Raw genomic sequence first — 206 nt, forward strand, 5'->3', positions numbered from 1 at the left:
CGGTGCGCGCGCAGAAGCTCAAGGCCGGCGAGTGCCAGATCACCCTCAACCCGCGCCCCGCCGACCTCGACGCGCTGAAGAAGGACCCGAACCTGAACCTGCCGTCGCAGGCCGGCTTCAACCTCGGCTACATCGCCTACAACGTCACCCACAAGCCGTTCGACCAGCTCGAAGTACGCCAGGCGCTGGACATGGCGGTGAACAAG

Annotated in this window: 1 protein-coding gene; it reads left to right on the forward strand. The window is 66.0% G+C overall.

Features of this window, described 5'->3' with window-relative positions; translation table 11 throughout:
- Positions 1-206 (forward strand): ABC transporter substrate-binding protein (locus tag HMPREF2716_RS14745; protein ID WP_256548122.1); only part of this gene is annotated, 206 nt, incomplete at both ends.

It is taken from the genome of Pseudomonas sp. HMSC076A11, from assembly GCF_001810205.1.
Classification (GTDB): domain Bacteria; phylum Pseudomonadota; class Gammaproteobacteria; order Pseudomonadales; family Pseudomonadaceae; genus Pseudomonas; species Pseudomonas aeruginosa.